Source organism: Actinokineospora xionganensis (assembly GCF_014323725.1).
GTDB classification, from domain to species: Bacteria; Actinomycetota; Actinomycetes; order Mycobacteriales; family Pseudonocardiaceae; genus Actinokineospora; species Actinokineospora xionganensis.
In genome coordinates this window covers 434,566-458,219 of the sequence record NZ_JABVED010000002.1, presented here as the reverse complement: position 1 = coordinate 458,219, position 23,654 = coordinate 434,566, and the positions used below count along the sequence as shown (strand labels likewise).

The window sequence follows — 23,654 nt, the reverse complement described above, 5'->3', positions numbered from 1 at the left end:
CATACCGGGCCCCGCTTGCCTTAATGCCGCAGGCCCTGAGCCGCCACTCGGCCCAGCGCGGGGGTGTCCGGCGGGATGGAGTCCGGGTCGACCGAGGCCTGGGTGGACTCGCCCGCGACCAGCTCGGCCCCGGCCCCGACGGACCGCTTCAGCAGGGCGAGCGCGATCGGGCCAAGCTCGTGGTGCTGGGCGACCGAGCCGACCCGGCCGACGACCTTCTCGCCGCTGCGGACCGCGGCGCCGGTCTCGGGCAGGGCGTCGGCGCTGCCGTCGAGGTGCAGCAGCAGCATTCGGCGCGGCGGCCTGCCGACGTTGTGGACCTTGGACACCGTCTCCTGGCCGCGGTAGCAGCCCTTGGCCACGTGCGCGGCCGACGGCACCCAGTTGACCTCGTGCGGGATCGTCTTCTCGTCGGTGTCGACGCCGAGCCGGGGCTTGCCCGACTCCACGCGCAGCGCCTCGAAGCCGAACGTGCCCATCGGGCGCGCGCCCGCGTCGGTCAGCTTGGTCCACCAAGCGACCAACTCCGCCCGGGGAACCAGCAGGTCGGCGGCGTCATGGCCGGGCCACGGCATCCGGCGGACGACGACATCGGTGCCTTGCGCGACGGCGTACTCGCCCGCCGGGACGGGCAGTCCGACCCGCTCCAGCAGCTCCGGGGTCTCCGGGCCGACCAGCGACAGGACCGCACGCTCGGCGCTGGCGTCCCGCGGCTCGACCTTTGACCAGAAGACCATCTGCTGGAAGTACTCCAGCAGCGACACCTGCCCGCCGCGCGCGCCGGAGGCCCCCGCGCCGCGCTCGGTGTCGATCCACACGGTGTCGCCCGCGTGGGCGAGCAGCATGTGCGCGTCGACCCGGCCCTGGCTGTCGAGCACGAGCGCCTCGGTGCCCGCGCCGTCGGCCAGCGCGGTGACGTGTTGGGAGATGACCAGGTGCAGCCAGGCCAGTCGCTCCTCGCCCGGGACCGCGATGACCTCGCGGTGCGACCGGTCGACGACGGCGACCTTGCGGGCGGCGGCCCGCTGCTCGGCGAACGGGTCGCCCCAGTGCCAGGCGACGCCCGAGTCGACCGCCTCGTCCGGCGGGGGGATGGCCCCGGGCAGGTCGAGAATCGGCGAGCGAGGTGTCACGTGGACTCCTGGTTGCAGGTGCGGCAGATACCGGACAGGGCGAGATGGCTTGCGTCTAGTACGAACCCGTGGGCGTCGCGAACTGTTCCGGCGAGCCCTTCCGTCATCGACCGCGGGATCTCGTCGACGTGGCCGCAGCGGTGGCAGACCAGGTGAACATGCTGGTGTTCGTGCACCGAGTAGGTCGGCGCGCCATGGCCCAGGTGGGTGTGGCGGACCAGGCTGAGACTCTCCAGCAGCTCCAGCGTGCGGTAGATCGTGGTGATGTTGACCGATGGCGTGGTCCGCTGCACATGCTGGCAGACCTGCTCGGGCGTGGCGTGCTCGAGTTCGATCAGGGCGTCGAGGACCAGTTGCCGCTGCGGGGTCATGCGCATGCCGCGCTCGTGCAGCGTCGTGCGTAGTTCCTCGCGGTTTCCCAGGGTCTCCACCCAGCCGATGTTAGGCCTTCGGCGGGCGTAGGGTGCGCCCATGCGCGTGTTGGTGATGCTTGACGGAACCCATGCCGACGCGGACCACCCGCACATCCGGGTGGACGACCTCGGCTTGATGCGTGGTGACGGCGTCTTCGAGACCGTCCTCGTGGTTGACGGACAGCCCCGCGAGCTCGGCCCGCACCTCGACCGGCTGGCCCGGTCGGCGGCGATGCTGAACCTCCCGGCGCCCGACCTCGCGGCGTGGGAACGGGTGTCCCAGGCGGTGATCGACCGCTGGACCGGCAGCGGTGAGTTCGCGCTCAAACTCGTCTACACGCGTGGCCCGGAGTTCGGCGACGGCAGCCCGACGGCGTTCGCCCTGGGCATGACCATCGGCCCCAAGACGTTCACCCACCGCGAGGGCGGCGTCGCGGCGCTCACTCTGGACCGGGGGTTCGACCCGTCCATTGTGGAGCGCGCGCCCTGGCTGCTGCTCGGCGCGAAGACGCTGTCGTACGCGCTCAACATGGCCGCTCTGCGCTACGCAGAGGCGCACGGCGCCGACGAGGCGATCTTCATCGCGTCCGACGGCTCGGTCCTCGAGGGCCCCACGGCGTCGATCGTGCTGGTCGAGGGCGACACCATGCGCACCACCCCGCCCACCATCGGCATTCTGCCCGGCACGACCCAGGCCGCCCTGTTCCGCGCGGCCGAGCGGTCCGGCTGGACCACGAGGACCGAACCGATCCACCGCGACGAACTCAAGGGCGCCGAGGGCCTGTTCCTGGTCTCCAGCGTCCGCAAGGTCACCCGCGTGCACACGCTTGACGGCGTCGAACTGCCCGACTCGGTCAAACTGCACACCGAACTCAGCGCCCTCTACGAGTCCGAATACCCCTAACCCGCGAGTCGCCCCTTCCGGCGACTGAGTTCGACATTCGCTACGGAGCGGCCTGCGCCCGCAGGCGGATCTTGGTGCCCGGCCGCGCCTGCGCCAGGTCGGGCAGCCTGCGCGGGTCGACCACGCCGACCACCGGGTAGCCGCCGGTCGTGGGGTGGTCGGCCAGGAAGATCACCGGCTTGCCGTTCGCAGGCACCTGGACCGCCCCGGTCACCACTGCTTCGCTGGTCAGCTCGCGCCCGGCGAACTCCGGCGCCCGGGTCAGCGGGTCGCCCAGCAGCCGCAGTCCGACGCGGTTGCTCTCCGGCGAGACCGCCCAGGTCAGCTTCGCGAACTGGGCTGCCGGGTCGGCGAACCAGTCGTCGCGCGGGCCGAGCAGGACCGGGATCGTCAGGTGGTCGGCGGGGCTGGGCGGCGGCACGGCGTCCTCGCCGACCGGCGGGCCCAGCGGCGCTCCCAGCGGCAGCACGTCGCCTGCGCGCAGCGGGTCCGGGCCGATGCCCGAGAGCACGTCAGTCGACCGTGAGCCCAACTGCGGGGGCACCTCGATCCCCCCGGAGACGGCGACGTAGCAACGCAGTCCGGACCGCGGTGAACCCAGCTCGACGACCTGGCCCGCCCGCAGGTGGACCGGGGCGTGTGAGCCCGCGTCGCGGCCGTCGACCGTGACCGGCACGCTCGGCCCGGTCACCGCCACCGTGCACGACCCCTCCGCGCGCAGCCGCAGCCCGCCCAGCACGGACTCGATGCCGGCCGCGTCCTCCGCGTTGCCCGCGAGCCGGTTGGCCAGGCGCAGCGACGGCTCGTCGAGCGCCCCGGAGGGCGCGACGCCGAGGTGCGCGTTGCCGGGCCTGCCGAGGTCCTGGATCAGAGCCTGCGGTCCGGTGGCGAGGACGGTGACGGCCCTGGTCATCGCACCTCGAAGCGGACTCGGTCGCCCGGTGCCAGCAGTGACGCCGGGGTGCGGGCGGGGTCGAACAGCGGGTCGGCGTCGTCGGCGAGCCTGCCCAGCAGCCGCCAGCCGCCGGGCGAGGAACGCGGGTAGACGCCGGTGAACTCGCCCGCCACGCCGATCGCGCCGACCGGGACCCGGGTGCGTGGCGTGTCGAGCCGGGGCTGGCGCAGCGCGTCGGGCAGGCCGGTCAGGTAGGCGAAGCCGGGGGAGAAACCGCAGAACGCGACGGTGTACTCGGCGCCGGAGTGCAGGACGATGGTGTCCTCGACGCTCAATCCGGCGGTCTCGGCGACCAGCTCCAGGTCCGGCCCGTCGTACACGGACGGCAGGACCACGGCCCGGGAAGCCGAGACGGGCGCCTGCGACAGATCGGTCTGGCCGAGGAGTTCGCGGACCTGCTTGAGCCCACCGGCCCCCGGTGCGAACGACACGAGCACGGTGCGGGCGGCGGGAACGAGGTCGACGACGCCGGGAAGGTCGGCCAGCGCGGCCCGCGCGGCGGCGACCTGCGTCAGCGAGTCCAGCTCCACCAGGACCGCGGCCGCGCCGCACCGCCGCAGCCGCACCCCAGATGGTTGATTCCCGGCTGTCACCAGGTCTCGACCGCCGTGGACCAGCCGATACCAGGCGACAGTCGGGAACCAACCATCTAGCCGACGATTCTCTGCAGGTAGGCCGAGGTGTGCGGCTGCATCGGCCGGCCCATCATGGCCCGCTCCTCGACGTAGGCGAGGTCGCCGTTGTTGACCAGCCCGTAGAGCCGCTTGGCCGCGGTGACGTCCTTCGCCGAAGCGGTCCGGCTGACCAGGTCGGTGCCGATCTCCCACGACGTCTGCGTGCGCGGGGTGCCGTAGTACAGCTCGAGGATGCCCGACGAGTGCGTCAGCAGGACCTCGATGGTGTCGTCGGCCTGCGGCCGCCAGAAACCGGTTTCCCGGGCGGCGGGCCGGATGACCTTGCCTTCGTCGTCGAGCAGCCAGGACCGCGCCTCGTAGAACAGGAACGGCCTGCCGTCGTGGGCGAAGGTGACCTGCTGGCCGAACTTGTATGGCCCCTCGATCGTGGGGTAGACGACCTCGCCCTCACCGCGCCACACCCCGACCAGCGGCAGCAGCGCCAGGCAGGCGTCGTGCAGGTTGGGACCCTCACGCAGGTTCGCGGTATCCGCCGGGATCGGCAGGTCGTCGAACTGCGGGAGGTTGAGGTGCCGGGTCTGCTCGGCGCGCTTCTCGGCGGCGTTGATCGCCGCGTCGCCACTGCCCGCGACTGGGTCGTTCGCCGTCATATCAGCGCTGGTCAGCGTAGATGCGGTACACCACGTAGCCGGCGAACCACGTGGTCAGCACACCCATGAGCACGAGCAGGCTCGTGAAGAAGATTTCCACAGACCGGAGGATAACGGCACGGGCCGCCGCGGACACGACCGCGGCGGCCCGAGCGTGGCGGGTATCTCAGCGGCCCCAGCCGCCGGAGACGGAGATGACGTCGTACATGGCCGACCAGGTCTTCGGGCCGACGATGCCGCTGGCCTTGATTCCGGCCGCGAGCTGGAACCGCTTGACCAAGGCGACCATCTCCGGGCCGTACAGCCCGCCGCGGGCGGCCCTGCCCGACTCGTTCGGGTAGATCCGCTTGAGCGTCGCGCCGAGGTGGTCGACCTTCACACGGTCACGCTCGCCGGGCTGGATGCCGAACTTCGGCGTCACGGCGGGGCCCAGGGTCAGCCCGGCGTCCATCCGTCCGAACAGGGCCTGCCAGGTCTTGGACCCGACGATGCCGCTGTCCTTGATCCCCTGTGCGCGCTGGAAGGCGCGCACGGCGGCGAGCGTCTTCGCGCCGTAGAACCCGGTGCCGGTCAGCTGGTAGCCGCGGTTGCGCAGGTTGAGCTGCAGCGCCAGGACCTGCTTGCCGGTCGCGCCGGGACGGACCTGTGGCTGCCTGCTCGCGTAGCTGTGCGAGTTCGTCGACGAACTCGCGGTCGATTCCGGGCACGCGGCGGCGGTGCCCGCGCCGGCGGCCAGGCCGCCCGCGAGCACGCCCGCCGCCAGCAGACCGATGATGGACGTGCGGAAACAAGCCTTGATTCCCATGGATTCTCCCCAGTTCGGCGGCCTTTCGGCCTCGTTGCCAGGTACACGCCTGAACCGGGGAATCGGTTGGTCACAAGGAAGTCACGGATTTCTCGACCGAAAACATCGAAGCCCCCAGGAGGTCCTGGGGGCTTCGGTGAGCTGACCGATCAGGCGACCGTGATGGCCACGTCGTGCAGGCCGGGGCCCGCCGCGCTGACCGTGGCCTCGCCGTTGCCGGTGCGGTGCAGGGCGCGCACGGTCCAGTCGCCGGGGGCGGCGAAGAACCGGAAGTCACCGGCGTCGGAGGCGACGACCTCGGCGGTGAACTCGCCGGTCGAGTCGAGCAGGCGCACGAAGGCGCCGCCGACGGGCTCTCCGCCCTTGGTGACCTTGCCGGTCAGGACGATCTCCTTGCCCGCGTCCACGTTGGCGGGCAGGGACTGGTCGGGGGCTCCGCAAGAGCTCATTTCAGGTATCTCCCTAAGTGGTGCGGCGGGTCAGTTCTGGGCGCCGATTTCGACCGGCACGCCGACCAGCGAGCCGTACTCGGTCCACGAGCCGTCGTAGTTCTTGACGTCGCTGTAGCCGAGCAGCTCGCGCAGGGCGAACCAGGTGTGCGAAGAGCGCTCGCCGATGCGGCAGTAGGCGATGGTCGCCTTGCCCTCGTCGAGGCCCGCCTCCTTGTACAGCTCGCGCAGCTCCTCGTCGGAGCGGAACGTGCCGTCCTCGTTGGCCGCCTTGCTCCACGGCACGTTGATCGCACTCGGGATGTGGCCCTTGACCTGGGCCTGCTCCTGCGGCAGGTGCGCGGGGGCGGCCAGCTTGCCGGAGAACTCGTCGGGCGAGCGGACGTCCACCAGGTTCTTGGCGTTGATCGCCTCGACGACCTCCTCGCGGAAGGCGCGCAGGCTCAGGTCCTGGTCCTTGGCGGAGTAGGTGGTCTCCGGGCGGGACACCGGGTCGGCCTCGAGCGGGCGGCCGTCGAGCTCCCACTTCTTGCGGCCGCCGTCGAGCAGCTTGACCGACTCGTGGCCGTAGAGCTTGAAGTACCAGTAGGCGTAGGCGGCGAACCAGTTGTTGTTGCCGCCGTAGAGGACCACGGTGTCGTCGTTGGCGATGCCGCGGGCGGAAAGCAGCTTCTCGAAGCCGGCGCGGTCGATGAAGTCGCGGCGCACCGGGTCCTGCAGGTCCTTGCGCCAGTCGACCTTCACCGCGCCCGGGATGTGGCCGGTGTCGTACGCGCTGGCGTCCTCATCGACCTCGACGAACACCACACCGGGCGCACCGAGGTTCTCCTCGGACCAGGCGGCCGTCACAAGCACGTCTTCGCGGCTCATCGGGTGGTTCCTACTTTCTTATTCGTGATGGATAAGCGGTTGAGCAGCAGATATGCCTCGCAGCCGAGGCAGAACCCGAACGCGGCGTTCAGGAAGGCGGCGGCCAGCGCGGCCGCCGTGGCGACGATGCCGAGCCCGACGAGCCCGGTCGCGTAGCCGAGGGTGCCGACGACGGCGAAGCCGAAGCCGACCGCCTGCGCGAACCGCAGCGGCGCGACGTCCTCCCGCTCGTCGGTCGGCCGCAGCCGGGGCGCGACGAACACGCGGTAGAGCGCGCCGTAGGGCGAGTAGTTCAAGCCCGCGAACGCGCCGAGGGCGAAGACGACGGCCTGGGCGGCCAGCAGCGGCCACCAGCCGGTGAGAAGCACCGCGACCAGGACGGCCGTGGTGAGCCAAGCGCTGAACCGGGGACCACGGGGGTCCACCTGGGGTGTGACTGGTCGAGTCACTGTGCCTCCTGACCTGGACGCGGGAAAACTGAGGTCCGGTGGGGGCGGAGCGGACGCTTGCGCGATCCTGGGCTTACCGCCCGATCAGATCGTTTCCCGACACAGCGAACTGTCGACACGGCAGAAGTCCACCGCGCGTCGCCTGGTCAGAGTGCTGGTCACGGCGGCGAGTTTACCGGCGATCCCTCGGTACGGGACCAACGTCCAGTCAGTGGGACTGATCATGCCGACAGATGCGGCCGCAGCGCGGCCAGCAGCGACTCCCGCCGCGGCACCCCGCCGACCCGCAGGATCTCGGCCCCCTGGGAGTCCACGGCCAACGTGGTTGGCGTCCGCAGCACAGCGAGCCGCTGGGCGAGTTCGGGCCGGTCAGTGAGGTCGATATCGGCGTGCGCGAGGCCGTCGGTCTTGTCGGCGAGGTCGGCGAGGATGACCCGGGCGTGCCTACAGGGGGCGCAGAAGGTGGTGGAGAGCTGGACCAGGGTCACCTCGGCCCGGGGGTCAAGGACCGCCCGGACGTCGTCGGGAACGGTCGCGGTGTTCTTGGTCCGCACTCGACCATCCCGCCTTCGCAGCAAGACTCCGATGAGTCCCGCGACGAGCAGAGTGCCGATGGCCACCAAGCCGCCGATCATCCGGTCTCCTCTCGTCGGCACCGACAAGCATCGGCCCGGGTGGTGGGTGAGCGCATCCACGTCCACCCAGTGGAACTGTGGGGTGGATCGGAGCATTCCCCTGGGCACCGGAATGGCCGCTGTGGGTGACGGAACCGATCGGCGCCGATGGCTCCTCGCTCGCTGGGCTGCCGGGCGGCTGTGCCGTTGGCTTCCTCGCTCGTTCGGCTGTCGGGCTGTCGGGCTGTCGGGAGGCTGGGGCTGTTGGCCGCTGGGCCGCGTAGGGGCGGTGCCTGTTCGGGTAGTTCGCCTTGATTCGGGGAACCCGGAGAAGGACCTGCGCGGGTAAAGCGGGGCAGGGTGAAGAAACCGCCCCGCGCCGGGCGAGTTTAGGTCCGACCTGTTCTTGCCGGCATGGCGCGCTCGTAGGGCCCGGGAAGGCCCCGGGCCTGCGCGTAAGACGGAAGCGAAGCCCTACCCCGGCGTCTTTGCGAACAGCTCAAGATGCCCGCACTGATTGCACCGATACGCCGCTATCTGCATCCGGACCTTGCCCATCCGCTTCGCCCCACCGAAGATCCCCCGCTCCAATGGCCCATCGACCCACCGCGCGAACCCGCTGGAGCCTTCACCCCGGTCTTCGATGAACCCCTCCTCCAACCTCCCGGTGTCACACCACCGGCACGCGGAGCCTGCGCTCACTTGCCGAGCACCAGGTTCGTCGCCTTGCCCTTGACCGACAGCACGCCTGGCTCGACCTTCACCGACGTCGGCGTCACCGCGAACGGCAGGTCGCCTGGGTTGAGCTTGACCGCGAAGAACGGCAGCACCTTCTGCTGGATCGCGGGCGGCAGTTTGACGTCGGCTTCGCCGTTGCGCAGTTCGATGCGCTTGGGCGATACCGAGATCAGGTTGTCGGTGAGGCTGATGATCGAGAAGACGCACAGCTCGGTGGACTCGCCCGCGATCTCGGCGGTGCCGCAGAGCTTCACCCCGGCGGTGCCGCCTTCGACGTCGGCGGTCTCCGGGGTCTCCTCCGCCGGGGCGTCCTCGGCGGGCTTGGTGGCAACCGTCTTCTCGCTGACCGGGTCGATCGTCAGGTTCGTCAGCGACTTGATGACCTGGTTCTCGTTCGCGGCCATGGCCCGGGTGACGTCGGCGGCCTTGACCTTGACCTGGCCGACGACCTCGCGAACCGGGACCTCGGTCAGCGAACCCGACACCACGTCGGACAGCGGCGCCTGCACGCCGCGCAGGTCGGCGTGCACCTCGACGTCGCGCAGCTGGTTGACGGGGACGCCCTTGGCGTCGACGGTCACCAGTTCGTACTCGCCGGACAGGGCCTGCAGCAGGAACGAGAACCCGCCCACCTTCACCGACGGGTGGTCGGTGAGGTCGAACTGCTTCTGCGCCCGCTTCGAAACCTCGTGCTCGAAGACCGCGGCCGCCCCGAAGTCGGCTGCCACAAGCAGGCCGAGCAGCACGACCAGGGTGATCACCAGCCGTCGCACCGCCTTCGAGCGGCGCTTGGGTCCGGCTGTGGGCCGTCCCCCGTTGGTCACCATGGTTGTCCCGCCACCTGTCATCTCGTCATCCGTCCGCGCCGGTGTCATTCGGTCTCCAAGCCTACTGAGGACGTGCCGCCGGTGGATCAGGTTGTCCACAGGCGGGCTGATGAATGGTGGGATGAATCGGTGTAACACGCCATTCACACGACGATCAAAACCGGCCTCACGGGCCCCATAAAGCGCAGTCCACCTAAGGTTTTACTTCCCTGTAACACGAGGTAAGGCCTGCGGCGTCATCATCGGAAAGATGCCGCCTACCGTGTGACGCGGGCGGCATGACCAGGACATATGCCGTTCCCAGTGGTTAATCTGTGTGCACGTCGCAATCGAAACCCCCGGATGGGGGCCGCGCCTCAATGAAGCGGAGCGGATCAACAGAGAGGCGGACTCGGATGAGCCTCGATCTGCTGCTGCTTACCGCTGACCCGGAGCCGGGTTCGGTGTTGCCCTCGCTGATGCTCCTCCCGCACACCGTGCGGACCCAGGCGCCCGAGGTCACCGCGCTGCTCGAGGCGGGCTCGCGTGACGCCGTGATCGTGGACGCCCGGACCGACCTCGCCGCCGCCAAGAGCCTGTGCAGGCTGCTGACCAGTGGCGGCGACAGCTGCCCGGTCATCGCGGTGGTCAACGAAGGCGGCCTGGTCGCCATCACCTCCGACTGGCGCATCGACGAGATCGTGCTCCCCGCCGCGGGCCCGGCCGAGGTCGACGCCCGACTGCGGCTGCTGACCTCGCGTGGCCCGGCAGGGGCCGCCGTCGACGGCGCGCTTCGCCTGGGCGAGCTGGTCATCGACGAGGCGACCTATATGGCGCGCCTGCGTGGCCGCCCGCTCGACCTCACCTACAAGGAGTTCGAGCTGCTCAAATACCTCGCGCAGCACGCGGGCCGGGTGTTCACCCGGGCGCAGCTGCTGCAGGAGGTCTGGGGCTACGACTTCTTCGGCGGCACCCGCACCGTGGACGTCCACGTCCGGCGTCTGCGCGCCAAGCTCGGCCCCGAGCACGAGCAGCTCATCGGCACCGTCCGCAACGTCGGCTACAAGTTCGTCCAGCCGCCGAAGTCGGGCTCGCGCCGCGAGGCGGAGATCTCGGCCGACGACCTCCGCTACTCGATCGACGCCTAGTGTCGGAGGGGTGGAGCACACCCCCGCGACCCGTGACTGGCTGGATGGCGCCCTCGATGGGCGCCATTCGGCGTTGATCCGTTCTCTGCTGCTCGCCGTCGCCGCCGAGGACGGCGCGCCCGAGGTGTCGGCCGACAGACCGCTGCCGCCTGACTTCCGCGGCGGCGAGCACCTGCTGGCCATGGCAGCCGACGAGCCCGTCGGCTACGCGCACCTCGACACCGGCGGCGACGCCTTCGGCCGCCAGGTCGTCGAGGCCTTCGTCCGCCCCGACGCGCGCGGGCGCGGCATCGGCACCGAACTCGTCCGCGCGGTCCTGGAGCGGGCCACGCCGGGAGTGCGTCTCTGGTCGCACGGCGACCACCCGGCGGCCGCGGCCATCGCCGCCAGGTTCGGCCTCACCAAGGTCCGCGAGATGCTGAAGATGCGCCTCGACCTGACCACCGCCGACCTCCCCGCGCCGCGCTGGCGCGAGGGCGTCCGCGTCCGCACGTTCGTTCCCGGCCAGGACGAGGCCGCTCTCGTCGAGGTCAACCGTCGGGCGTTCGACTGGCACCCGGAGCAGGGCGCGCTGAGCGTCGCCGACGTCGAGGCGACCGAGAAGGAGCCCTGGTTCGACCCCGCGGGCTTCTTCCTCGCCGTGGACGCCGACGACCGGGTGCTCGGCTTCCACTGGACGAAGGTCCACCCGGGTGGGGAAGGCGAGGTCTACGTCGTCGGTGTCGACCCGGCCGCCCAGGGCGGCGGTCTCGGCAAGGCGCTCACACTCGCGGGCCTGGCTCACCTCGTCGACCTGGGACTGTCCGAAGTGATCCTCTACGTCGAATCCGACAACGCTCCCGCGGTGACCGTCTACCGCGGACTTGGATTCGAGCGCGCGCAGGCCCATGTGCAGTACTCCACATTGGACACCCACGGGGACTAGCTGGTTACGCACCGCGTACACGCAGGTCACGGGCCGGACACGGACGGGCGACCAGTGCGTCGCTCTGGTCACAATCAGGTGCTTGTTCACTCGTCGTTCATTTTGTTGGGGTGAAGCGTCAACCACCGCTGCCTAGCGTCCCATCACGAGAGGCGGCGCCACTCGGTGTGCCGCGACAATGAAGACTCCTGGTGGAGGAATCCAACGTGAACATCAAGCGGCACGCGTCCGTGCTGAGTCTCATCGCCGCGGGCGCCCTCGCGCTGACGGCGTGTGGCAGCGACGCCAACACCCCCGCGGGTTCGAACAACTCCGCCGCTCCCGCGCCCACGCAGACCGCCGCGGTCGAGTGCGGCGGCAAGAAGGGCCTCGTCGCGGAGGGATCCAGCGCGCAGAAGGGCGCCATCGAGGCGTTCACCGCCGCGTACGTCACCGCCTGCCCGGGCCAGCAACTCGCCTACACCCCGTCCGGCTCCGGTGCCGGTGTCAAGCAGTTCAACGCGGGCATCGTCGACATCGGCGGCTCGGACTCGGCGCTGAGCAAGTCCAAGGGTGAGGTCGAGGCCGCGGCCACCCGCTGCAAGGGCAACCCGGCGTGGAACCTGCCGATGGTCTTCGGCCCGGTCGGCATCGCCTACAAGGTCGACGGCGTCACCGACCTGGTGCTCAACGCCGAGGTCACCGCCAAGATCTTCAACGGCACCGTCGCCAAGTGGAACGACCCGGCCGTCGCCGCGCTCAACCCCGGCAAGACCCTGCCGGACACCGCGGTCACCGTGATCTACCGTGGTGACGAGTCGGGCACCACCGACAACTTCCAGAAGTACCTCGTGGCCGCCGCCAAGGCCGCCTGGGGCAAGGAAGCGGGCAAGAAGTTCAACGGTGGCGTCGGCCAGGGCGCCCAGGGTTCCGCGGGCGTGGCCGACGCCATCTCCGCGGGCACCGGCACCATCGGCTACATCGAGTGGTCCTACATCCAGGACAAGAAGCTGAGCGCCGCCAAGATCGACAGCGGTGCCGGACCGGTCGAACTCGGCGCCGAGGGTGCGGGCAAGGCCATTAACGCCGCCAAGCTCAAGGGCGAGGGCAACGACCTCGTCATCGACTTGGACGCCCTTTACGCGAGCAAGGAAGCAGGCGTCTACCCGCTGGTCCTGGCGACCTACGAGATCGTCTGCTCGAAGGGCTACGACGCCGACACCGCCAAGGCTGTGAAGGCGTTCCTCACCACCGCGGCCACCACCGGTCAGGCGACTCTGGCGGACGCGGGCTATGTGCCGCTGCCCAACGAGTTCCAGGCCAAGCTGCTCACCGCCATCAAGGCGATTTCCTAGTCGGCAGCCGGCACACTTCGAACGGGCGTAAGCGATGAGCGAACCCGTCTCGGTCGGACGCCCCGTGGCCCCTCGTGGGTCGCGGGGCGGTTCGGCTTCCAACACCGCCGCGGAGGCCACGATTTCTTCCAACGAGCAGGGTGCGGGCGGACCCCCTCCAGGGACTGCCGCGCCTGCCAAGGTGATCACCCGCCCGGGCGACCGCATCTTCAAGGCGCTGACGGTCGGCTCCGGTGTCTTCGTGGTCGCGATGATCGTCCTGATCGGCGTCTTCCTGCTGATCCAGGCGATCCCGTCGCTGATGGAGAACCAGTCCAACTTCCTGTTCAGTCGCGACTGGAACGCCGAGCCGGGCGACCTGGCCTTCGGCGTCCTCGACCTGCTGCTGGTGACCGTCTTCAGCTCGGTCTTCGCCCTGCTGATCGCGATGCCGGTCTCGCTGGGCATCGCGCTGTTCCTCACCCAGTACGCGCCGCGCAGGCTGGCCCGGCCGTTCTCCTACATCGTCGACCTGCTGGCCGCGGTGCCGTCGATCATCTACGGCCTGTGGGGCGCCTACGTCCTCGCGCCTGCGATCGCCCCGTTCAGCGTCTGGCTCAACGAGAACCTGGGTTTCCTGCCGATCTTCGCCAAGGGCAGCTCCGACCTCGGCATCGGGCAGACGATCTTCACCGCGAGCATCGTCCTCGCCGTGATGCTGCTGCCGATCATCACCGCGATCAGCCGCGAGGTCTTCGACCGCACACCCACCATGCAGGTCGAGGGCGCGCTCGCGCTCGGGGCCACCAAGTGGGAGGTCATCCGGACCACGGTCCTGCCGTTCGGCAAGGCGGGCTACATCAGCGCGTCGATGCTGGGCCTGGGCCGCGCCCTCGGTGAGACCATCGCCGTGATGATCATCCTCAGCTCGACGACGACGAACTTCAGCTTCAGCCTCTTCGACGGCGGCGACACCATCGCATCGAAGATCGCGCGCGCGGCGCAGGAGTTCAACGACCCGCGCGGCGCGGGCGCCTACATCGCGGCGGGCCTGGTGCTGTTCGTCCTGACCTTCATCGTCAACGCCTTCGCTCGGTCCATCATCGCGGGTCACAAGGAGTACGAATGATGACTACCGCGACCAGCCTGGACCGGCCCGCGAAGGCGCCGGCGTTCCAGCAGCTCAGCACTGGGCGCAAGCTGAAGAACCGGGCCGCGACGGTCCTCGTCGGCTCGACCTTCGTCCTGGCCCTCGCGCCGCTGGTGTGGCTGCTCTTCACGGTCATCTCGAAGGGCTTCAAGCACGTCCTCACCGCGGACTGGTGGGGGAAGTCGCTGGCGGGCCTGACGTCGCGCCAGTTCGGCGGCGGCGTCTACCACGCGATCCTCGGCACGCTGCTGCAAGGACTGATCTGCGCGGTCATCGCCGTCCCCATCGCCATCATGGTGGCGGTGTACCTGGTGGAGTACGGGAAGAACTCGCGCCTGGCGCGCGCGGTCACCTTCACCGTCGACATCCTCTCGGGTGTCCCGTCGATCGTCGCCGCGCTGTTCATCTACGCCCTGTGGATCACCACGATGGGCATGCCGCGAAGCGCCTTCGCGGTGTCGCTCGCCTTGGTGCTGCTGATGATCCCGGTCGTCGTGCGGACCACAGAGGAACTGCTGAAGATCGTCCCCGATGAACTTCGGGAGGCGTCGTACGCGCTGGGCATCCCCAAGTGGAAGACCATCGTCAAGATCGTCATCCCGACCGCGATGTCCGGCATCATCACCGGCATCTCGCTGGCCATCGCCCGCGTCATGGGCGAGACCGCGCCGGTGCTGGTGCTCGTCGGCTACACGACCTTTATCAACTACGACCCGTTCGGCGGCAGCATGTCCTCGCTGCCGCTGCTCATGACCTCCGAGCGGCTGACCACCAACGAGGTCGGCGAAGCGCGGGTCTGGGGCGCGGCGGTCACCCTGATTCTGATCATCACCGTGTTCAACCTGCTGGGATCCCTGATCTCGCGGCTGACGTCTCTGAAGACCAAGTGAGCGGGCGGTAGAGCAACCATGGCCAAGCGCATCGACGTGAAAGACCTGAACCTGTACTACGGCAAGTTCCACGCCGTGGACAAGGTTTCGCTGGCAGTGCCCCCGCGCAATGTCACCGCGTTCATCGGCCCGTCGGGCTGCGGCAAGTCGACCGTCCTGCGGTCGCTGAACCGCATGCACGAGGTCATCCCCGGCGCCCGCGCCGAGGGCAAGGTCCTCCTCGACGGCGAGGACATCTACGCCTCGACGGTCGACCCGGTGTCCGTGCGGCGCACCATCGGAATGGTGTTCCAGCGCCCCAACCCGTTCCCGACGATGTCGATCCGCGACAACGTCGTCGCGGGCCTCAAGCTGGCGGGCGAGCGCGACAAGCGCAAACTCGACGAGGTAGCCGAACGAGCCCTGCGCGGCGCCAACCTGTGGGCTGAGGTCAAAGACCGCCTCAACAAGCCCGGCGGCGGCCTGTCCGGTGGTCAGCAACAGCGTCTGTGCATCGCCCGCGCCATCGCGGTCCAGCCGGACGTCCTGCTGATGGACGAGCCGTGCTCGGCCCTGGACCCGATCTCCACGCTGGCGATCGAGGACCTGATCGGGGAGCTGAAGAAGGACTACACGATCGTGATCGTCACCCACAACATGCAGCAGGCCGCACGTGTGAGTGACCAGACCGCGTTCTTCAACCTCGCGGGCGTCGGCCAGCCGGGACGGCTGATCGAGATCGACGACACCGAGCGGATCTTCTCGAACCCAGGTCAGAAGGCCACCGAGGACTACATCTCGGGCCGCTTCGGCTGAGTCAGCGCGCACCGAGGTCCCCCGCATGGTCCGTGCGGGGGACCTCGCGTTTCCGGGGAACCGGAAGTCAGGCCATTTCGTCACACACAAGACGGACACCACGGGCGATTGGTACCGTGCCCTTGGGGTCTGGCAGGCGATCGGACTAGGGGCAAACATGTACATCGACGACGCGGGCGGCGCGCCGATCGGCAGCGCGATCGGCAAATCCATGTCGGACTTCGCCTCGGGTGCGGCCAGCGGAGCTTTCGCGGTGAATGAGGCCGGTGGTGACGCGCTTTTGGCCGCAATCAGGGACATGGCCGAGTGGGTCGACGGCGAACAGGCGAGCCTGCAGTTGCTCAACCAGGACGTGATGCTCGGTGGTAGCAACGGCGCGGGAGCCATGAAGCCCCACCTGAAGCAGGTCGCGACCGACCAGCAGGGTTTCCTGACTCAGCTGAAGGCGTTTCGTGAGTCGCTGATCAAAGCGGAGGAAGGCATCCGTCAAGCGATGGCCAACTACCAGAACACCGACAATCTTAGTGCCAAGAAGCTTAGTTGACCCGTCGACACCAGAGATGACTGGAAACACCGTGAGCCGCATTCGCGCGACTATTTCGACACTGGCAGCTGTCCTCATGTGTGTGGGCTGCTCCGAGTCGATGTCGGGTTCGCCGACGACCGCGCCGTCTTCGACCGAGTCTCCCGATTCGACGACCGGCAGTCCGTCACCCACGAAATCGACTGCGGAGCCGTCCTCGAGTCCGCTGAAGGCGCTCAAGCCATGCGAACTCCTCACGACCTCGGCGATGAGCTCGCTCGGAGTCACCGGCGAACCGAAGGAAGGCACGTCGAAGAGCGTTCCATCGTGTCAGTGGCGTGTGACCAAGGCGAGCGTCAAGGACAGCTACACGATCGCTGTCGGCATCTACGAGCGACGTGGTCTTAAGGACATCGTCGCCTCGGGGCAGATCCAGAAAATTCAGGTGGGATCACGGCAGGCGGCCCAGTATCTGGGGGAAGGTGGCGCGCACTGTGCCGTGGCATTGGAGGTAACCGCCTCTTCGCGAGTCGATGTGCTCGCCACTGGTGACAGTGCGGACAAGCTTTGTGGTCCCGTTTTGGAAGCGGCGAAGCTCGTCGAGCCGGAATTGCCCTAGGTATCGGAGGGATTGACCAATGCCTGGACCTGTCAGGACCGCATACACCCCTCCCCAGGGGAATCAGACGACCGTGGACGTGTCCCGTAACGGGCAGCGCGACCACCCGTCCTACGATCCCACCTACGATCCCAACAGCCGGTACTACATCGACCGCAAGGGCACGTCCGACAGCGGCACCGAGGTGCGCGACCAGGCCGAGCAGCAGGTCGACCGGGAGATCGAGAACGCCGAGTGGTGGGAGATCTGGAAGCGGTTCACCCGCAACAGCGAGGTCAACGAGCAGTACAACCAGGAGATGAGCGCCCAGGCCGCCCAACTCGCGCAGGGAGTCGACACGCGGCCCGCTCCGGGGATCCCGCGGTCGAACTACATGAGTCACGCTCACTCCGAGCTGCGTCCGATGGTCACCGAGAACGTGGATCCGGACCAGGTTGGCGAGATCGGCGAGATGTACATCAGCGCGGGAAACGCGATGACGAAGTTCCAAACCGACGTCGCCAACGCCATCAACAGCAGCCAGTCAGACTGGCAGGGCAAGGCGGGCGACCAGGCCCGGCAGTTCATGGCCGACATCGGCAACTGGGTCGGCAAGTCCGGGCAGAGCGCCCAGCTCGCCGGGACGCAGACGAGTCTGCAGGCGGCCGCGCTGGCTGAGGCGAAGAACTCCATGCCGGAGGAGAAGCCGTTCGACATGGCGGCTGCCAACCGCGACCTCATGAACACGACGAACCCGATCGACCTCGCCCGCAAGTCCGCCCTCTACATGTACGACTACCGCGAGAGCCAGACCGCGCACCAGGAGGCCGCGCGGGTGGTCGGGTCGTACGACGGGGCGCTGGGGAGTGCTTCGACGATGCCCGCGTTCGCGCCGCCCCCGACGATGGGTGGTGGGGGAACCGGAGACCCGGGTGACACCGGTGGCACCGACGGCGTCAGGAAGCCCGGTGGCCAGGACATCAACGTCGGCGGCACGGGCGATCAGGGCGGCACCGGCTCGACGATTCCCGGTGGCGGCGGCACCACAGGCGGCGGCGGGTACAAGCCCCCGCCCGGCACCGGTGGCGTCCCCCTGCCCGGTGGCGGCGGAGGCGGCGGCAGCACGACCCCGGGTGGGTACGTGGACCTGCCGCCCGGGCCCGGTGGCCCCGGCCAGAACCCCGGCGGACACCCGCCCGCCGGCCCGTACCCCGGCGGCATGCCACCGATGGTCCCCGGTCCGATGGGCCCCGGCGCGGGCGGCGACACCGCCCGGACGGGCCGTGGCGGTGGTGGCGGAGGCGGCGGCGGAGGTGGCCGCAGTGGCTTTGGGCCCGGTGGTGGTGGCGCCGGTGGCAGTGGCATGGGCGGCCGGTCGGGCATGGGCGGACCGGGCGTGGGCGGTGCGGCGGGCGCGGGTGCGCTCGCGGCCGAGCATGCCGCCGGTGGTGGCCGTGGCGGCGCAGGCGCGGCCGGTGGTCGCGGTGGCGCGCCCATGGGTGGCGGCATGGGCGGCGCACGTGGCGGCCAGGGCGGCGAGGACGACGAGCACAACCGGCCGTCGTACCTGGTCGAGGCCGACCCCGACCAGGTCTTCGGGACCGACGAGATGACCGCACCCCCTGTGATCGGCGGCTAGTGGATGCCTAGGTCGTTCTCACTGTCGCTCGCGGCAGTGGACATGTTGTCGCAGCTGCTGCGGATCAGCTGCAGGCAGTTCCCGTTCGAGATCCCGAGCTTCGGGCAGCTGGAGGAGGACCGCAATCGCATCGCGAAGGCGGTCTTCACCGATCTGGCCAACCGGGGTCTGGTGCGGCGCAACCAGCTCGACGCCGACCTCGAGGCGGCGCTGACCGTCACGGGCGACCACGACATCGGTATCGGCATGATGGGCACCGTCGAGAAGGACCGGCCGGTGCGCGCCCGCGCGGCCGCGGCCGGGACGACGGCGGTGCTGGCCGTGCAGGAGGGGCAGACCATCCGGTTCGAGCTGATCAGCCCGGCCGGGCTCGCCCGGTCGCTGGTCGGCCTGCTGCCGGGCATGGCGGCCGGGCCGGGGCAGTCCGTGCAGGTCGTCGAGGCCCCGCCGCAGCCGAAGTCCGACGACGGGTTCGTCCAGCAGGTGCGGGCGCCCCGATCGACTTCGGAGGCGCAGCTGCGGATGGCGGCGGCGATGCTGGAGCGGCCGCGCACCGGGTTCGGCATGTTCACCGTCACCACGCGCGGCAGGCGCGGGCGGCAGGCCGACGCGGGCACGGTCAGCTGGATCGACACCGACGCCGGTCGCTACCTGTCGCTGTCGCGGCCCAGCCCCGACGGCTCGATCCGCGCGACCTACTCGCCCGCAGACAGCGTCCGCCTGACCCAGCAGCTCGGTGAGCTGATCGAGTCGGTCGCGCCGCGGCCATAGGGCCGCGGCGCGCGGCCGCTACAGGTCGTCGTCCTCGCTGACCGAGCCGGGCATCCGGCCGGTAACGACGAACACGACCCGCTTGGCCACGGACACCGCGTGGTCGGCGTAGCGCTCGTAGAAGCGGCCGAGCAGGGTGACGTCGACGGCCGACGGGACACCGTGCTGCCAGTCCTTGTCCATGATCACCGTGAACAGGTGCCGGTGCAGGTCGTCGACCACATCGTCGTCGTCCTCGAGAGCGCGCGCGGCTTCGACGTCCTGGGTGCGGATGATGACCTCGGCCTTGCGGGCGAGCTGCACGGTGACCCGGCCCAGCTCGGCGAAGTAGCCGCGCACGTCGTCGGGGAGCACCGGCGCGGGGTGCCTGCGCCGCGCGGCCTTGGCCACGTGCAGCGCGAGGTCGCCCATGCGCTCCAGGCTCTCGGCGGCGTGGATGGCCGCGAGCACGGTGCGCAGGTCGGTCGCGACGGGCGCCTGCAGCGCGAGCAGCGAGTAGGCGTGCTCCTCGCAGGCGGAGCGGGCGTCGTCGATCTTCTCGTCGCCGCTGATCACCTGTTCGGCGATGGTCAGGTTGGCGTCGAGCAGCGCGCGCGTGGCGAGCTCCATGGCCTCGGCGACCATCGAACACATGGCCGCGAGCTGGTCGGCGAGCACGCCGAGTTCGGAATGGTAAGCCTCACGCATGCGCACAGCCTAGAGGGACGCGCGGCAGCGCACCCCATCGTGAGGTGAATCCATGGTGAACCACGCGAGAACGCCCTACGCGCAGGTGACGTCGCCGCCGTTCACCGTGGACAGGTTGGCGGGCAGCTTCTCCGGGGCGGGCTGGGCCACCTGGCCGGTGGGGGCCACGACCTCGCCCTTGTACTCCGGCCCGATGATCAGCACGATCGCGCCGACCGAGGCCGCGTCCTCCTCGATGACCGCACCCGGCACCGATGACGCCAACGTCTTCGCCTCGGCTTCCTTGCCCTTGCCGTAGCGGACCACGGTCTTCGGCACGGCGGGCGCGGCGTTGACATTGACGACCTGGTAGCCCAGCGCGGTGAGCTTGTCCGCGGTCCTGCGGGCGATGCCGCCGCTGGTGTTGCCGCCGTTGAGCACCTGGATCTTGAGCGTCTTCGGGTCGACCGGCCCCTGCTGGCGCAGCGGCGCGGACTGCGGCAACGCCTGCTGGCTGCCGGAGGCGAGCGGCTGGCTGCCCGCGGGCTTCTCCCCGGGCAGCGGCTGGTCGTTGACGATGGCCCGGAACAGCGCGTTCGTCGGCTCCTGCAGGAGCACCTCGTTGCCGCGTTCGTTCGCGTCGCCCACGGTCGGGACCGTCACGAACGTGACCCGGCCCGCCTCAAGGCCCTGCATCGACTGCCCGAGGCCCAGGAGCGCGTCGATGTCGATGTTGTCGCCGAAGGTGGCCTTGGCGAAGGAGGTGGCGAAGTCCGTCAGCTTGCCCGGGTCGAGCAGGACCTGGCTCGACATGGCCTTGCGCAGCAGGGACGACAGGAAGCGCTGCTGGCGCTTGATCCGGCCGTAGTCGGAGGTGATGTCGCCTTTCACATGCCGGGCCCGGACGAAGTCCAGGGCCTGGTCGCCGCGCAGCTCGACGGCCTTGCCCGCGTCCTTGACGATCCACTTGTTGAGGAACGTGTCGAACATCGGCTTCTCGACGCACACGTTCACACCGTCGACCGCGTCGACCATGCCTTTGAAGCCGTTGAAGTCGATGCCCACGAACCGGGTGATCCGCAGCCCGGAGATCTCCTGCACGACCTTCGTGGCGCACAGCGGCCCACCGACCTGGTACGCCGTGTTCATCTTGGCGATCTTCTGCCCGGGGACGCGTTCGCCGGTGTACGTGCCCGTCTTGGAGTCGAACCGCTCGCATTCCGGGCGCTTGATCTCAAGGTCACGCGGAAAGGACACGATCACCACGCGCGACCGGTCGGCGGGCACGTGCGCGATCATCATGGTGTCCGAGCGGGCGCCCGGGACCTGGTTCGCGTTGCCCACGCCGTCTTCGCCCGCGGCGCCTTCCCGCGAGTCGGAGCCGACGAGCAGGAAGTTCTCGTCGCCGCGCTGGGCCTCCGGGTTCTGGATGGCCTTGGAGTTCGGGTCGAGCGCGCGGATGTGGGGAATGCTGTCGTCGGCCCATTTCTTGAAGCCCCAGCTGACACCGGTCGCGAGGAAGACGAGCGCGGCCATGGTGCCCGCGACGATCTTGGCGATCTTGGACGACTGCGTCTGCTTGCGGACCTTCTTCTCCTGCAGCCGGGTCCCGGCGGGCGGCTCGTCCTCGTCGGCCCCGTCGATCGCGACGACTCCGACCGACGCGACCAGCGCGGTCGGCTCGCCGGGGACCATCGCGAGTTCCTCGAGGTGCTCGTTGAGCTCGGCGTCCTGCGCGGCCCAGGGGTTCAGCTTGCTGAACTTGGACTTGCGGGCGCGTTCCTCGGCTTTGAGCTCGTCGTGCACCTTGGAGAAGCGGGCGAGCGTCTGATCGACGCGCCTGCGCTTCTGGGTGTGCTCACCGATGGCTTCCATCTCGGTGGTCATCCCGATGAGCTCTTCGGGCGACGCGGCGGGAGCCGGGGGCGCGGAAGGCTTCAGCGCTTCGTCGGGGTCGGGTCGGGGCGGCATCGACGACTGCCCGGGCGGAATCTGCCGGGGAATCATCGGCCGCGCCTGGCTTCCGGGCAGCGAGTCCTGACCGGGCGGCGGGTAGTGGCCGGTGGCCTGGCCGACGTCCGTGTCGGGCCTGGGGCGGGGATGGCTGCCCGTGTCGACCGCGCCCGACAGGATCGCGTCGACCGAGACGGCTGCGGTGGGCATCGGGCCGCGCGGGGGCATGCCGTCGACCGGCCGGGGACCGCGCGGCGGCCTGCCGTCGCCGGGCAGCGGGCGGGAGCCCCGGGCGGCGGGGTCCATCGGGTGTTCGCCGGGGCGGCCACCGCCCCGGTTCCCTTGGGCCTCACCGGGGAGCGGGCCGCGTCGGCCGCCTGGATCAACGGTGTTCGGCCTGTGGTCCTGCTCGCCGTCATAGGGCGTGTCAGGCCGGTAGCCGGGGTTCTGGGGGGCGGGACGGTAGCCCTGCGGGGAATCGGGCCGCCCGTGCCCGCCGGTGGGCTGGTAGCCGCCCTGCGGCGGAGCGGGCCGGTATCCGTTGCCCTGCGGGGCCTCGGAGCCGTTGCCCGGGTATCCGTTGCCCTGGGGGCCCGCAGGTGTGGCGCGGTAGCCGCTGCTCTGGCCGGGGCGAGGCTCGTGGCCCGGATCCGCCTGCCTGCGCGGTTCCACGGGGATGGGCCGTGCTCCGGTGCGGTGGGCCGGGTCGATGCCGCCCGCGGGTCGCTGTGCGCGCGGATCGAGCGGGAGTGGCCCCGAGTCTGCGGGCCCGCGGCCGGGCGCGGGGGCCATGGGAATCGGGCGGGCACCCGTGCGCTGGGCTTCAGCGGGCTCGCGGCGGTGGTCGAGGTCGCCGGGCCGGGGCGCGGGGTCCATCGGAATGGGGCGGCCCTGGTGCGGTTCGACATGTCGGTAGCCCTGGGGCGGGTCCACCGGGATGGGTCGGGCGCCGGTGCGCTGCTCGCCGTGGGGAACCTCGGCGGGACGGGGCGCCGGGTCCATCGGGATCTGGCGCGGCTCCGCCTGCCGGGGCGGTGGCATGGGGGCGGGCGCGGTCGGCCGCGGCGGCACGACGGGCGCCATCGGGATCGAGTGCTGGCCCACGTCGGCGCGGGGCCGGTCCACCGGAGGGCGTGGCGCGGGCCGCGCGGGCTCCTCCGGCTTGACCTCCACCATGCGGTGCACCTGCTCGACCGGCACCGGCCTGCGCGGGGCGTTGTCGGTCCCGGTCGGCGGCACGGCGAGGTCGGCCGGGATGGGCGCGTGCAGGATCGCGCGCGGCGGCTCGGGCTGAGGGCGACCGAAGGCGTCGGCGAGGTTGGGGCGGGGGTCATCCTCGACGGCGCGGCGGCGGCCGGATCGAGGGGCGTGCGGCGTGACATCGGCGGCTGGGCCTGCCGGGAACTCACCGGTGCCGTGCTTGGCCGGGGGCTCAGGAGGTGCGACGTAATGCGGGGTGGGCGGATCGACGGGTTTCTCCGCCGGTCTGTGCGGCGGGGGCGGCACGGGCTGGAGATTCGTTCGCGACCCTGTGTGCCGCTCTACCAGATCCGAGACGCTGACCCCGCCGGACGCCTCCATCGACCGGCGCCTGCGGCGGGGCGCCTCGTCGGGTTCGGGAGCACGTCGTTTGCCACCCTGAGTCGCACGTCCGGAGTCGGGGTCGAGATTGTCGCGCACCCGGGCTCCTTCCGAAGTTCTGCTCGAACCGTTGTCAGGTGGTTATCAACACGTTGTGGGACTGCGTGCGGTTGCCCACCTAATCGTGGCAGGCGGAGGCGATAGTACGGCCGCAGGGGCGGTCGTGACGACCGCATGGCGGGATTTGTTCACTAACGGTACGCAATTACGCGGATACCACT

At 70.0% G+C, this 23,654-nt stretch carries 24 protein-coding genes; 11 read left to right on the top strand and 13 right to left on the bottom strand.

From position 1 onward, the window contains the following. Positions 1 to 20: 20 nt before the first annotated feature. Positions 21 to 1,133: a CAF17-like 4Fe-4S cluster assembly/insertion protein YgfZ gene (gene ygfZ, locus GPZ80_RS05770; protein ID WP_187218764.1), complete on the bottom strand. Its 1,113-nt coding sequence runs from the start codon at positions 1,131 to 1,133 to the stop codon at positions 21 to 23. Beyond that, on the bottom strand, positions 1,130 to 1,510 hold the full coding sequence (locus GPZ80_RS05765; protein ID WP_246476833.1) for a Fur family transcriptional regulator: 381 nt from the start codon (positions 1,508 to 1,510) through the stop codon (positions 1,130 to 1,132). Before GPZ80_RS05765 ends, ygfZ begins: the two co-directional genes overlap by 4 nt. A gap of 94 nt (positions 1,511 to 1,604) precedes the next feature. Here GPZ80_RS05765 and GPZ80_RS05760 point away from each other — a divergent pair, with 94 nt between their 5' ends. Next, complete coding sequence (locus GPZ80_RS05760) at positions 1,605 to 2,450, top strand: aminodeoxychorismate lyase (protein ID WP_187218760.1); 846 nt, start codon at positions 1,605 to 1,607, stop codon at positions 2,448 to 2,450. 40 nt (positions 2,451 to 2,490) lie between these two features. Here the strand turns inward: GPZ80_RS05760 and GPZ80_RS05755 are convergent, their stop codons facing one another. The 9 genes from GPZ80_RS05755 to GPZ80_RS05715 form a co-directional block, all read right to left on the bottom strand. Next, on the bottom strand, positions 2,491 to 3,363 hold the full coding sequence (locus GPZ80_RS05755) for a 5-oxoprolinase subunit C family protein (protein WP_187218758.1): 873 nt from the start codon (positions 3,361 to 3,363) through the stop codon (positions 2,491 to 2,493). Then, complete coding sequence (locus GPZ80_RS05750) at positions 3,360 to 3,971, bottom strand: 5-oxoprolinase subunit B family protein (RefSeq protein ID WP_187218756.1); 612 nt, start codon at positions 3,969 to 3,971, stop codon at positions 3,360 to 3,362. The genes GPZ80_RS05755 and GPZ80_RS05750 overlap by 4 nt, the downstream gene beginning before the upstream one ends. Before the next feature lie 83 nt (positions 3,972 to 4,054). Continuing rightward, the gene (locus tag GPZ80_RS05745) at positions 4,055 to 4,690 is read right to left on the bottom strand and encodes a heme-binding beta-barrel domain-containing protein (protein WP_187218754.1); all 636 of its coding nucleotides are present in this window, start codon (positions 4,688 to 4,690) and stop codon (positions 4,055 to 4,057) included. Positions 4,691 to 4,856: 166 nt separating this feature from the next. Continuing rightward, the gene (locus GPZ80_RS05740; RefSeq protein WP_187218752.1) at positions 4,857 to 5,495 is read right to left on the bottom strand and encodes a peptidoglycan-binding domain-containing protein; all 639 of its coding nucleotides are present in this window, start codon (positions 5,493 to 5,495) and stop codon (positions 4,857 to 4,859) included. A 149-nt stretch (positions 5,496 to 5,644) separates the two neighbouring features. Beyond that, a complete protein-coding gene (locus GPZ80_RS05735; protein WP_187218750.1) occupies positions 5,645 to 5,944 on the bottom strand; it encodes a DUF1416 domain-containing protein in 300 nt (99 codons plus the stop codon). A gap of 30 nt (positions 5,945 to 5,974) precedes the next feature. Next, the gene (locus GPZ80_RS05730) at positions 5,975 to 6,814 is read right to left on the bottom strand and encodes a sulfurtransferase (protein ID WP_187218748.1); all 840 of its coding nucleotides are present in this window, start codon (positions 6,812 to 6,814) and stop codon (positions 5,975 to 5,977) included. Beyond that, complete coding sequence (locus GPZ80_RS05725; RefSeq protein ID WP_312880134.1) at positions 6,811 to 7,263, bottom strand: DUF4395 domain-containing protein; 453 nt, start codon at positions 7,261 to 7,263, stop codon at positions 6,811 to 6,813. Before GPZ80_RS05725 ends, GPZ80_RS05730 begins: the two co-directional genes overlap by 4 nt. Before the next feature lie 221 nt (positions 7,264 to 7,484). Then, entirely contained in the window at positions 7,485 to 7,898 is a 414-nt protein-coding gene (locus GPZ80_RS05720) for a TlpA family protein disulfide reductase (protein WP_187218746.1), read from the bottom strand. 677 nt (positions 7,899 to 8,575) lie between these two features. Then, on the bottom strand, positions 8,576 to 9,442 hold the full coding sequence (locus GPZ80_RS05715; RefSeq protein ID WP_187218744.1) for an LmeA family phospholipid-binding protein: 867 nt from the start codon (positions 9,440 to 9,442) through the stop codon (positions 8,576 to 8,578). A gap of 395 nt (positions 9,443 to 9,837) precedes the next feature. On the opposite strand from GPZ80_RS05715, the gene GPZ80_RS05710 reads away from it, so the two are divergent. The 10 genes from GPZ80_RS05710 (at position 9,838) to GPZ80_RS05665 (ending at position 19,173) form a co-directional block, all read left to right on the top strand. Next, positions 9,838 to 10,569 carry a winged helix-turn-helix transcriptional regulator gene (locus GPZ80_RS05710; protein WP_187218742.1) on the top strand — a complete coding sequence of 244 codons (732 nt, stop codon included), beginning with the start codon at positions 9,838 to 9,840 and terminating at the stop codon, positions 10,567 to 10,569. Positions 10,570 to 10,579: 10 nt separating this feature from the next. After that, complete coding sequence (gene mshD / locus GPZ80_RS05705) at positions 10,580 to 11,494, top strand: mycothiol synthase (protein ID WP_446678422.1); 915 nt, start codon at positions 10,580 to 10,582, stop codon at positions 11,492 to 11,494. 206 nt (positions 11,495 to 11,700) lie between these two features. After that, positions 11,701 to 12,828 carry a phosphate ABC transporter substrate-binding protein PstS gene (pstS, locus tag GPZ80_RS05700; protein ID WP_187218741.1) on the top strand — a complete coding sequence of 376 codons (1,128 nt, stop codon included), beginning with the start codon at positions 11,701 to 11,703 and terminating at the stop codon, positions 12,826 to 12,828. Between the two features lie 181 nt (positions 12,829 to 13,009). Continuing rightward, on the top strand, positions 13,010 to 13,936 hold the full coding sequence (gene pstC / locus GPZ80_RS05695) for a phosphate ABC transporter permease subunit PstC (RefSeq protein WP_312880133.1): 927 nt from the start codon (positions 13,010 to 13,012) through the stop codon (positions 13,934 to 13,936). Further along, entirely contained in the window at positions 13,933 to 14,847 is a 915-nt protein-coding gene (gene pstA, locus GPZ80_RS05690; RefSeq protein ID WP_376771636.1) for a phosphate ABC transporter permease PstA, read from the top strand. The genes pstC and pstA overlap by 4 nt, the downstream gene beginning before the upstream one ends. Before the next feature lie 18 nt (positions 14,848 to 14,865). Beyond that, positions 14,866 to 15,642, top strand: coding sequence for a phosphate ABC transporter ATP-binding protein PstB (pstB, locus tag GPZ80_RS05685; RefSeq protein WP_187218735.1), 777 nt, complete (start codon positions 14,866 to 14,868; stop codon positions 15,640 to 15,642). A 157-nt stretch (positions 15,643 to 15,799) separates the two neighbouring features. Beyond that, positions 15,800 to 16,186, top strand: coding sequence for a hypothetical protein (locus GPZ80_RS05680; RefSeq protein WP_187218733.1), 387 nt, complete (start codon positions 15,800 to 15,802; stop codon positions 16,184 to 16,186). A 31-nt stretch (positions 16,187 to 16,217) separates the two neighbouring features. Continuing rightward, positions 16,218 to 16,784 (top strand): DUF3558 domain-containing protein, encoded by a 567-nt coding sequence (locus GPZ80_RS05675; RefSeq protein WP_187218731.1) that lies wholly within the window; start codon positions 16,218 to 16,220, stop codon positions 16,782 to 16,784. Positions 16,785 to 16,857: 73 nt separating this feature from the next. Then, positions 16,858 to 18,402, top strand: a complete 1,545-nt coding sequence (locus GPZ80_RS05670; protein WP_187218729.1) for a hypothetical protein — start codon at positions 16,858 to 16,860, stop codon at positions 18,400 to 18,402. A gap of 3 nt (positions 18,403 to 18,405) precedes the next feature. After that, complete coding sequence (locus GPZ80_RS05665; protein WP_187218727.1) at positions 18,406 to 19,173, top strand: ESX secretion-associated protein EspG; 768 nt, start codon at positions 18,406 to 18,408, stop codon at positions 19,171 to 19,173. Positions 19,174 to 19,191: 18 nt separating this feature from the next. Here the strand turns inward: GPZ80_RS05665 and phoU are convergent, their stop codons facing one another. Both phoU and GPZ80_RS33615 read right to left on the bottom strand, forming a co-directional pair. Continuing rightward, positions 19,192 to 19,860, bottom strand: coding sequence for a phosphate signaling complex protein PhoU (phoU, locus tag GPZ80_RS05660; protein WP_187218725.1), 669 nt, complete (start codon positions 19,858 to 19,860; stop codon positions 19,192 to 19,194). A 75-nt stretch (positions 19,861 to 19,935) separates the two neighbouring features. Continuing rightward, on the bottom strand, positions 19,936 to 23,472 hold the full coding sequence (locus GPZ80_RS33615) for an LCP family protein (RefSeq protein WP_222718868.1): 3,537 nt from the start codon (positions 23,470 to 23,472) through the stop codon (positions 19,936 to 19,938). Between the last annotated feature and the right edge of the window lie 182 nt (positions 23,473 to 23,654).

What these genes read in the sequence shown, in the direction of transcription:
- GPZ80_RS05765 (WP_246476833.1), bottom strand. Translation starts at nt 1,510, where the DNA reads ATGCGCATGACCCCGCAGCGGCAACTGGTCCTCGACGCCCTGATCGAA.
- GPZ80_RS05760 (WP_187218760.1), top strand. Translation starts at nt 1,605, where the DNA reads ATGCGCGTGTTGGTGATGCTTGACGGAACCCATGCCGACGCGGACCAC.
- GPZ80_RS05755 (WP_187218758.1), bottom strand. Translation starts at nt 3,363, where the DNA reads ATGACCAGGGCCGTCACCGTCCTCGCCACCGGACCGCAGGCTCTGATC.
- GPZ80_RS05745 (WP_187218754.1), bottom strand. Translation starts at nt 4,690, where the DNA reads ATGACGGCGAACGACCCAGTCGCGGGCAGTGGCGACGCGGCGATCAAC.
- GPZ80_RS05740 (WP_187218752.1), bottom strand. Translation starts at nt 5,495, where the DNA reads ATGGGAATCAAGGCTTGTTTCCGCACGTCCATCATCGGTCTGCTGGCG.
- GPZ80_RS05735 (WP_187218750.1), bottom strand. Translation starts at nt 5,944, where the DNA reads ATGAGCTCTTGCGGAGCCCCCGACCAGTCCCTGCCCGCCAACGTGGAC.
- GPZ80_RS05730 (WP_187218748.1), bottom strand. Translation starts at nt 6,814, where the DNA reads ATGAGCCGCGAAGACGTGCTTGTGACGGCCGCCTGGTCCGAGGAGAAC.
- GPZ80_RS05720 (WP_187218746.1), bottom strand. Translation starts at nt 7,898, where the DNA reads ATGATCGGCGGCTTGGTGGCCATCGGCACTCTGCTCGTCGCGGGACTC.
- GPZ80_RS05715 (WP_187218744.1), bottom strand. Translation starts at nt 9,442, where the DNA reads ATGGTGACCAACGGGGGACGGCCCACAGCCGGACCCAAGCGCCGCTCG.
- GPZ80_RS05710 (WP_187218742.1), top strand. Translation starts at nt 9,838, where the DNA reads ATGAGCCTCGATCTGCTGCTGCTTACCGCTGACCCGGAGCCGGGTTCG.
- pstA (WP_376771636.1), top strand. Translation starts at nt 13,933, where the DNA reads ATGATGACTACCGCGACCAGCCTGGACCGGCCCGCGAAGGCGCCGGCG.
- pstB (WP_187218735.1), top strand. Translation starts at nt 14,866, where the DNA reads ATGGCCAAGCGCATCGACGTGAAAGACCTGAACCTGTACTACGGCAAG.
- GPZ80_RS05680 (WP_187218733.1), top strand. Translation starts at nt 15,800, where the DNA reads ATGTACATCGACGACGCGGGCGGCGCGCCGATCGGCAGCGCGATCGGC.
- GPZ80_RS05665 (WP_187218727.1), top strand. Translation starts at nt 18,406, where the DNA reads ATGCCTAGGTCGTTCTCACTGTCGCTCGCGGCAGTGGACATGTTGTCG.
- phoU (WP_187218725.1), bottom strand. Translation starts at nt 19,860, where the DNA reads ATGCGTGAGGCTTACCATTCCGAACTCGGCGTGCTCGCCGACCAGCTC.